The sequence below is a fragment of the Oleiphilus sp. HI0067 genome (assembly GCF_001635735.1).
Genome location: NZ_LWFI01000257.1, coordinates 1 through 10,207, shown reverse-complemented (window position 1 = coordinate 10,207; position 10,207 = coordinate 1). Strand labels below are relative to the sequence as shown.

The following is a 10,207-nucleotide window of genomic DNA, read 5'->3' as shown; positions in this document are numbered from 1 at the left end:
AGACGGAAAGAACGACACACAAACTAATCGCTTCGCTCTTATTTCATTAAGCGATAAAGAACTCGAAGAAGAATGTATTTACCAAGCTTTTAAATGTGTAAATGCCTTAGACATCAACATTCTTACCTATACCCCATCGCTATTACATTACGACTATAAAATACTGCGACAGATTAGCGTGCATATGACAAAGCCCGCTACCTACACGAATTTATCGCAAAGTTTAGTATCGGCTTTAAACAAAGGCATTACCTCAGACCATGCCGAGGAATATGCTCTGCCTCATTTTGCGAATAATGCGACGATTCTGGCCGTCGATGACAATGAAATGAACTTGAGCCTGGTTAAGGCGCTCGTAAAAGAAATGGGCATTGATATTGATTTAGCCGATAGTGCTGAGCAAGCAATCGATTTATGTAAGAAGCAATATTACCCACTTATTCTGATGGATATTCAAATGCCGGACATGGATGGCATTGAAGGCATGAAGCGTATCAAAACCCTTAGTAATTATTACGATCACAACCAAATCATAGCCCTGACTGCTTTTGCCCTACCAAATGAAAAGGATGCATTCATTGAGCAAGGTTTTGTAGATCTATTGACCAAACCTTTAAACGAGCAAAAACTCGCTGAGACCATTAAAAAGTATCTGCCCGAACTCGCGATTGAAAACCCGGTGCAAGATGAACCGAAAGTTTCCGCTGAAATACAAGCTTTCAATTGGAATGAAGCGGTATACCTCTGCAATAACAATTCGGAACTCGCGAAAGACTTTACCAATAATCTAATCGCCGTATTGCCCAGCACTCGTTCGGACTTGGAAATGGCAATGGAGAATAACGACACGGAACAACTTGGACATTACGTGCATAAACTGCATGGTTTGAGCTTACTTTGTGGCACACCAAAGTTAAGACACGCAGTAAAGCAGGCAGAAATCGCCATCAAAACTGAAGAGCCCGCCAACATCGTATTGCTAAAAACACAACAAACCATTCAAGCAATTAATGAGTTAGAGTTTTGGTTTGAAAGTACAGATGACTTTTCAGCCTCACAACAAAACGAGTCCGAGATAACAGAAAGCTAAATTAAAAAAACACGACAAGTTCAAGCGCAAACCTTTCGCCTCGTGCTATGATCAATTTTTGTATTTAGTCAGAATTCTGTTGCCTTCGTATGTCATCTAAAACTGTACGGTACGCTCTTCTTCTCTCATCAATTATCACTCTGAACGCGTGTGGTATCGCTGGTCCAGGCGGGGGCGGCGGTTCCACTTTCAACAAACCTTCTACTGACCCAGCAAGAGATGTCGTCACTGCTGCGATTACTGTTGAAGGCACTGCCAGAATGCATCAACGCGGGTTCTCATCGAACACTGCACCTATTTTGGTGGACGATAACATTCCGTGCGGAAATATTTCTGTTGTTCGGCTCGACTTTGATATGACGGAATTTAGAGTGTCATCTAGTTTTCCGGAATACGCATCAGTAAAGCGATCTGAGACGGGAAAAGAAAATGCCCCCGGGTGTAAGCTGGAATTCGAAACGAATTTCGAGCCCCAAATCGATCACGTGGTGCGGGCTGAATATCAAAATGGCGATGTACTTTACGCACCATTGCGACGTGTAGAAAGTGTAGATCAATCAATTACCGTCGGCTTTGGTACTCACTTGGCTGTTGAGCGTTTCTTCGACAAGATCAACTCTCGTGATGAATTAAACAAACATCGGCCGTGCTCTGGCGTCAATCCTGATTGTGAAACGCAACACCGCGCTAAATCGCGTCTACTTTCATTTATTTCTGATACCGCAAGAATTTATGAATACGACGATTTAATTCAACCATCCCAAGAAGCAGATGAAGTCCTAGCATTATTGCGAGGCGAATCAGATTTAATGATTCATATTGATACTGCGGTTGGTGAAATTATTCGAGAAGACTCCCCTATCGCAAAAGGGACTGTACGAGAGTCATATGACACGGAGCTCAACCCAGAAATAAATGGCACTGAAATATACGAGAGGCTGCGACCCGCTTTGACTTTCAACTCACTAATTTTCGGCATGGGATTTATTGAAGATCTCGAGAATGATTCGCGTTACAACAAACTTTTAACATTAAGTACAGATTTAGGTAGCGGTGACGATAGCCAATCCTTCCCGCAACTAATCAATAATTCTTTCTATCTAGATTTTCGTTACGATGACTTACTACCCAACATTCCTATACGAATGTCTACGCTTCGCTTCAAAACAACGAATGTCACCGCTACTACAGAGCCGAATCGCCCTGAGAATCGTTATAGGTATTTCACAACCGAACTAGAAACAGATGAAAACGAGGGCACGCTTGTTAACGGGACACATTTAAGCACACAGGGTTTCTTTTTGAATGACCGTGCAATTGCTCAAATCGTGACCGAACGCAACACTGGGGGCAGTCGGTTATATGGTTACGACTACAACCCTGTGTACTACAAACTCTATCGCGTCAATGAACAAGAGCCTAATACTATTTTAACGGAGCTAGACTTTGAGCCGCCGGTGGATTACGGCGATAGTCCTACTTGGCTCACCGGTGCAGGTTATGGCTTTGCAAGCATTTATGACGTCACTCAGGACAGCGCCACTCAAGAATTTGAACGTGGTGATATTGCTGAAAAACTACGTTATTTCTCTTGGGAGCTTCATGGTTTAAGAACTCCGGAAACAGTGAGTGAAGATGTTATTACAGGAGACTATGACGTTATTGAATTTGGCATTGCAATGGATACCAATACGCTCGACACAGTTCGAAAACCAGTTCAGGTTACAGCACAATTAAAAGAGTGGAGTTTAATCGGAAGAAGCGTATCAGAGAGTCAACCTAATTCACCAAGTGATTTTTATCGCACGTGGGAATTAGCGCGAGATAAAGACATGGCCTTTAGTGCGGCACAGCAACAGACTGGAGGTTTGAGCGGTAGCCGGAGCCTAGATCTCTACGAAGGCGGCAGCGGCACTCTCGATACTTTTGGATTGCTTACTCTGGGAACAGGCTCTGACCGAGCAATTGGGCATATGACTGAAAATGGCCAGCACTTAGCTTTCACAACCCGCGACACATCAAACAATAGCGCATCACGCAGCCTTATCATCGCCACTAAGGCTCGTAACGATGATATCACCCTAAGTAGCACGCCTCTTGATTTCACATTGAGTGGAAATTATTTCTATATGGATGCAGATAAGCATCGTCTAGCAAATGTAAATGAATCGCGCTTAAGTTTAGAAGAGGATGGCAGCGGCTGCAGGGCAACTCTCGGTTTGCAATCGGTATCGGTCGAGCATGACCTGAGCAGCAACGGCACGCTTTCAATGCCAGTTATTTCAAGCACGACCAACTATAACAGTGCATCATGCTCACTCGACAAAGGCCAAGTAGAAATAGTCTTCAATATCGGTGGGGATGCGTTAACACTGCGAGGTTTCGCGGCAAGAGAAGATGGCGCGACAGGCAAGACAGTCAAATTAATTAATTTGCTCTGGCTACAGGATAATGCTCTTGGACTAGTGTTCGCACAGTTAGACCAAGATCTTAGTCCGACCTTCGACAATTAGCGCATGAGCAAACCACCAGCGATCACCAAAGAAGCGTTTCGGGATAAGCTGAAACGCGCTTATAAATCTGCAGGTCGCGAAACCATCGAAAAAGCGCTGCTACTCTACTACACCATGCGCGACCCCAAAACACCTACGTGGTGCAAAGGCGTTATCACTGGGGCTCTGGCCTACTTCATTAGTTTTATCGATGGCATCCCTGATCTTACACCCGTACTAGGCTATACCGATGATTTAGGCGTCATGATTGCTGCAATCTCAGCGCTCGCAGGCCATATCACGGACGAAAACAAACAAAAGGCTGCCGACAAAGCGGAGCAAATCATTCCATAACAGCTTCTTCACCTTACAGCGGTTGATTCAGATTTCTCGGATCGCTAGACTGCGCTAAAAATAAAAGAAGAGGTATCCGATGTTCAGTTTTTTACCCGGAGTTGTTCGCGGCGTATTGATCGTTCTGATCATTATTCTTAATACCATTGTGTGTTTCCCATTCTTAATGTCGGTGGCACTTCTAAAATTTATTTTGCCACTTTCATTTCTTAGCAAAATTTGCACAAAAATCGCGATCCAAATCGCTACCTTTTGGATTGGAGTAAACAGCAGCCTATTCACTTTATTCCTAAAAATGGACTGGCATGTAACGGGGCTAGATGGGCTAAGCAAGGACGAATGGTATCTTGTTAATTGTAATCATCAGTCTTGGGCCGACATTCCTGTCGTTCAGAAAGTATTTAACCGCAAAATTCCAATGCTTAAGTTCTTCCTTAAGCAAGAACTTATTTGGGTTCCACTGCTTGGCTTATGTTGGTGGGCGCTCGATTTCCCATTTATGAAGCGATCAACGCCAGCGCAGATTAAGAAGAATCCCGAGTTAGCAGGTAAAGACTTAGAAGTAACAAGAGCAGCATGCGAAAAGTTTAAATATACGCCGGTATCTGTATTCAACTTTATGGAAGGCACCCGCCTGACACCCGAAAAGCACGCAAAACAAGATTCACCTTTTGAACACCTATTAAAACCCAAAGCGGGTGGCGCTGCATTCGTGCTAGGAAGCATGGGTGAAGTGATGCACACCATGCTAGACGTGACAGTGCTATACCCAAATAGCCCAAAAAATATCTGGGATATGTTTTGTGGAAAGGTCAGTACAGTGGTAGTGGATGTTCGAAAAGTCGACATTCCAAAGCAGTTTCTGGGTAAAGACTACACCAGTGATGCTGAATTTAAGGCTGAATTCCAAGCCTGGGTTAACGAGCTATGGGTCGAAAAAGATCAGCATATCGCAAACTTAAAAGCTCAGCACGAAAACTAAGGATTAAGAGCAAACCGATAAGGCCTTGCAAAAATTAGTTAAGAAATAGACCTAGCCTTCGCTGGGTCTTTTCATATCAGCACCAAGTAATTCAACCATCAATCCCATTTTAATACATACAATGTGAGTCTATTAACAATGTATCTTATCGAGCTCACGCCCCCCTAGATAGCAGAGATCACATGAATGATCTTGCCCAGCACCACCGTCACGAAACAAAGGTTTGAGCCAAATAGAGCTGTCTAAAACGATCAGCTACAGACAAATGATCGGGACGTATGAATGCTTGAAGTAAGACAAAGAGCCCAAGCATAGAAGAGACAAGTAAAGTATCGCCGAGTTATCCGATAGGAAAGAAAGAAACTGACATGCTTATAACTTTCATTCGCGTATAAAAAAACCGGATCGCCAAAACGATCCGGTTTTTTTATCTTTGGCTACGTGTTAACGACGCGCTGAGCGACGCAATGCAGCAGGTGTAAAGTCTTTGCTTGCAAAGGTCTTGTCGAAGTTATAGCGGCTTGGCTCCTCGTTGACCATACCATTCGCTATGTAACGACCAGATAATAAGTCGTGTACAGACTCAATAGTAGTGAGCGTAATGCTGCGATCATAGAAAGGCTTACTATGCGCTTCGGCATGACGCCATAAGTCGCCACGACCATCATAATGATCAGCAACAGCAATACCCCAAGTATCTTCATTTATGTAAAAAGTACGCTTGGAGTAGATATGACGCTCACCTTCTTTCAAGGTACCTTCAACAACCCAAACACGAGCTAATTCATAACGCGCATAATCGCTATTGAGGTGACCAGGCTTAACGATATCTGCATATGTCAGGGACTTATCATCTAGCTTGAAAGAGTTGCGAGGAATGTACATTTCCTTCTTGCCTAGAAGCTCCCAGTTGTATCGATCTGGTGCACCGTTGTACATATCAAAACCATCAGATGTACGAAGTCCATCAGCTGCTGTACCCGGACCGTCATACGCCACCTGAGGAGCACGACGAACACGACGCTGACCAGAGTTATATATCCAAGCACGACGCGGTTCAGCAACCTGATCGATGGTCTCGTGCACAAGCAAAACGTTGCCTGCTAAACGAGCTGGCGCCGTAACAACCTGCTTGAAGTAAAACATAACGTTATCGTCTTTGTTCTCAGCAAAGTCTCTCAAATCATGACGTTCAGAAAACTCTTCATAGAATTTTACTGGTTGATAAGTACCACCGGCAGTAGGAGTCACTTGAATAGAGTTACGCTCAAAACTACCACCACGTGCACGCAAAATATGGTTCCAAATAATTTCTAAAGCACTATCTGGGATTGGGAACGGAACAACACCTTGCACATTAGAAAGTGCGTTACCATCTTTAATCAGTTGAGCGTTTGCGGCATTCGCTTTCGCATACTCAACTACATCATCCGTATATGCTGCTGTACGATGAGATGTATAGACAGGGATGGTATAGGTGTCGTAATTGTTGAGCATCGCCTTTTGGCCTTCACTCAACTTATCCGCATATTCGCCAACATTCGCTTTTGAGATCACGAACAAAGGCTTTTCATCAGCAAAAGGGTCAACATAATCGCCGCCAGCTGTGTATCCCGCAGGAGATGTCGTTAAACCACCTGTCCATGCAGGAATCGAGCCGTCAGCATTGCCGGCTTTTTCTGCACCAATTGGTGTTAGATCACCACCGAGCTCCTTTGCAAACGCTGAGGAGCTAGCAATTGCAGCTGACATAATACCAACTGCTAATAAAGATTTTTTAAGTCTCATTAAATATAACCTCGTTAAATCCGGTTGCGTCCAGACTAGCGATTAACTTAGAAAGAATAAGAAACACTGAGAGATACGTTGTCACGATCACTTAGCGGGTTCAAACGAGTATTTCCGAAGTATGTTGTATAACCTAACTTCGCTTGATATTGATTAAGGTAGTCGGCTGCAACTGAAAGTCCAATGGTTTGACGACCTTCAATGAAGTTCGCACCTGGAGCCGGAGCATAACCATCTACATCGTGAGAATAAGAGAGCGTTGGCGTTAAGTTCACACCAGCGAAGACGTCATTATATGTTAATGCCGCACGCGCTCGATAGCCCCATGACAAGTCAGTTGTGTAACCTTCGTTGTCGCATACACCCTGAGGCGTCTGTGATTGGCAATACTGAAGAGGGGTAAATACATCAGTTGGATCACCATCAACAGAAGGCAAGCCAAAACCAGCTTGGTCATAACGACCATATCGGATTTCGGTTACGTCTGGTAGATCGTGCACATAGGTCGCACCAATTTCGCCCACAAGCGCTAGACGGCTTGCACCCAAAACTTGGTCAATAAACGAGATACCCGTGAATTGTAATTGCGACACATTATAGCGATCAAAACCTTGCGTTGACTGACCTGCGAAACTCGAAAAATCTGCATCGGTAATGGAGCCATCGTTATTGGAATCAGAGACTCTTCTTTGAAATACAGGAGAATAAGCATCGCCGATAGCAGCAAACAGAAGATCCTGTGAGTTGAACTGCAATGGCATATCTTCTTTAAAGCTATATTCACCGCTCAAAGACACGCCACCCGGGGTGGTTGTATTGAAGCTAATACCGTAAAGTTTAATGTCTTCAGCATATTCAATCTGATATTCCGCCGTAGTAGGAGCGCCAACTTGAGAAGCTTTACCACTCACATTAGGGAAACGGCTATGGTACTGAATGTAGTAAAAACCAAATTCGGTATCATTCAGTTCAGGCACATACCAACGTACCGCCGCACCATACTGATCAGTATCTGGCGGAAGAATATCGCCACCACGACTGACTGCAAGACCACTTAGTTGGTTTTCATTTTGCGGGCGTTGGTTTGCTGCATACACAGGACCACAACCATCTGCCACGTAGTCAACGCTTGAGAAGAACGTGCCACAATCGTCAATGCGTGTCTTTTCATATTCCAATTGGACAAACGCTTCTAAGCTGACGTTTTCAGTCAAACCTAACGAAGAATACAACATATTCACTGGCAACAAGGCATCTTTAATTTCGGCACCCGGCGCTCTAAACGCTGGCAAATCAACTGGGTTAATCACGTTAATACCGTTGATAATAAAGGTAGACTCACCCCAACTCACAACTTGCTTGCCCGCTTTAACACTTAAAGGCATGTCACCCAAATAGAAGTCACCAAAGACATAAGCATCCATTAGCTCTATATCGGATGCATTATCTTGACCGTCTTTACTCAAAGTACGTGTCGGGTTAACACCATCATTCGCAAACTTCTCATCTTCAAGAACAAAGTCATACCAATAACGCACTCTCGCAAAAGCACCAAAGCTATCGCCTTGAATTAAGAAATCAGTGCTACCTTTAATGGTTTCAGAGAAGGTATCGCCTTTCTCGAAGTTTAGGTTGCCATCATCACTGTTAATTGAGGCGCCCAAGGCTTCATATTTTGCCCCTGAAGAGGCGTAGTAACCGTTACCCAAACCAACGTTATATGGATGGGGATCTTCTAAACGCCAACTCGCACCTGCAGACAAGGTGGTATCAATACTGGCTTCATAATCACCAATGTAGAACTGAACAGCAGAAGTTGGTGTAGAGAATGCAGCCGCAACAGCAAGAGCCAATGGCATCTTACGCATTTGTCGCGACAACTGTATTTTTTTTGTCATCGAACGCTACTCCGTAATTTCAGTCGCAATACTTGCGACGTAGTACTTTTCTAACCTGAGCAGGGGTAAAAAAGGCTAGGAAAATCTTTCATAGTTTTAGTCAGCCTACAACAAGTATTCGCTCGGCAGACTTAGTCCATTAAAAAAAGCATAGACACAATTTTGATATTCGCCCAATTTAAAAAATTTTTTTTTCAATCGCTTACCGAACTTTGTGATCTCGTACGAAAGAAGTCCAAAAAAGGCTCAAAACGAAAAGGGCAAAACACACAATCAGTGAACTAATCCAAAAAAGATTTGCGTAACCTGACTCTTCAACCAACGCAGCAATGACAAAAGCACCAACAAAGCCACCTAAACCAAATCCAAGACTGCTATATAAAGCTTGCGCCCTTCCTTGGTTCTTGGCGTGAAAATGCTCATGCACAAAACGGATAGAAACCGCATGCATAGCACCAAATGAAAAAGCATGAAGCAACTGTGCAATAACGAGCACAAGAACATACTCGCTTGCTCCAGCTATCATCGCCCATCGCAGTGCGCTAAATAAAAGAGCGATGCCCATAATCAGAGGCACTGCATGTTTACGATGCCAATGGTGCATAACAAAAAACAGCGCAACTTCGGCAATAACTCCCAAGGCCCAAAAAATACCAATGCTCAGCTTGTCATAACCGAGTTGCTCCATATACAAACTAAAGTAGGAGTAATAAGCCGCATGTGAAAACTGAAGCAAAAAGCAAATTACGAAAAATAAGTAAGCGCGATTGCGCTTCAGATCTTCACTCAGAGAATGAGATATCTCATGGCCTTGTTGTGCCACTGGCTCATCAAAGCGCATACACGTAGATAACGCGATACCCGACATAATAATTAACAGCGCTATGGGAAATAGCCCAACCCCGCGTTCTTCAAAAATATATCCAAGCGCAATAACCACAACAACAAAACCAATAGAGCCCCAGACTCTGACCAAACTGTAGCGATCAACATCAGCACCCAGGTTATGTAAGGTAATAACTTCAAACTGCGCCAAGATGGCATTCCAAAAAAAGCTGAACGCAATAATCATCAATGCGTAATACCAAAAGCTTTCAGCAAAGAAAAATCCGAGGTAAGAGACCAGCGTTAAAAATGCACCGAGTCTTATTAGCAACAAACGCTTTTGTGTGCGATCTGCGATCAAACCCCAAACATTAGGAGCAATCACTTTCGTCGCCATCAACAAGCCCGTCAGCTGACCGATTTCTGCAGCTGAAAATCCTTCACTTTCTAAAAACAGCCCTAGATAAGGCGCCATCACTCCAAGTAATGCGAAGTATACGAAGTAAAAAACGGAAAGTTTGACCTGCAGCATGGGTAAGTGTTTGTAATCGCTTGAATTGTTATAACAAGTTGATTAGCTTATCACTGCTCTGAAAAGGGCGCGCACATAATTATAAAAATTATTAAAACTATTAGTCTTAACAATAAATAAGCAAACAGATTAAGTTTGCCTTTGGAGATGTCCCTTATGAAACTAATCACTGCAGTGATTAAGCCATTTAAGTTAGAAGACGTTCGCACCGCTTTAACTGACATTGGCTTAGCGGGTATGACCATC

General features: G+C 43.6%; 8 protein-coding genes. 5 read left to right on the top strand and 3 right to left on the bottom strand.

The genetic code is table 11. The features are described from left to right. From A3739_RS03315 to A3739_RS03300, 4 genes are all read left to right on the top strand, one after another. Positions 1-1,090, top strand: a 1,090-nt coding sequence (locus A3739_RS03315; RefSeq protein WP_156502306.1) for a response regulator, incomplete at its 5' end; no start/stop codon positions are given. An 89-nt stretch (positions 1,091-1,179) separates the two neighbouring features. Next, complete coding sequence (locus A3739_RS03310) at positions 1,180-3,603, top strand: hypothetical protein (protein ID WP_068477699.1); 2,424 nt, start codon at positions 1,180-1,182, stop codon at positions 3,601-3,603. 3 nt (positions 3,604-3,606) lie between these two features. After that, positions 3,607-3,936, top strand: a complete 330-nt coding sequence (locus A3739_RS03305) for a YkvA family protein (protein WP_068477701.1) — start codon at positions 3,607-3,609, stop codon at positions 3,934-3,936. A gap of 79 nt (positions 3,937-4,015) precedes the next feature. Further along, positions 4,016-4,918 (top strand): acyltransferase, encoded by a 903-nt coding sequence (locus A3739_RS03300; RefSeq protein WP_068477703.1) that lies wholly within the window; start codon positions 4,016-4,018, stop codon positions 4,916-4,918. Between the two features lie 444 nt (positions 4,919-5,362). Here A3739_RS03300 and A3739_RS03295 read toward each other — a convergent pair whose 3' ends face one another. From A3739_RS03295 to A3739_RS03285, 3 genes are all read right to left on the bottom strand, one after another. Further along, positions 5,363-6,706: a DUF1329 domain-containing protein gene (locus A3739_RS03295; protein ID WP_068477704.1), complete on the bottom strand. Its 1,344-nt coding sequence runs from the start codon at positions 6,704-6,706 to the stop codon at positions 5,363-5,365. 47 nt (positions 6,707-6,753) lie between these two features. Further along, positions 6,754-8,604, bottom strand: a complete 1,851-nt coding sequence (locus A3739_RS03290; protein ID WP_068477706.1) for a DUF1302 domain-containing protein — start codon at positions 8,602-8,604, stop codon at positions 6,754-6,756. Positions 8,605-8,806: 202 nt separating this feature from the next. Beyond that, entirely contained in the window at positions 8,807-9,961 is a 1,155-nt protein-coding gene (locus A3739_RS03285) for an MFS transporter (RefSeq protein WP_068473140.1), read from the bottom strand. Between the two features lie 156 nt (positions 9,962-10,117). Between A3739_RS03285 and A3739_RS03280 the strand changes: the two genes are divergently transcribed. After that, a partial coding sequence (locus tag A3739_RS03280) for a P-II family nitrogen regulator (RefSeq protein WP_304440248.1) occupies positions 10,118-10,207 on the top strand: 90 nt, incomplete at its 3' end.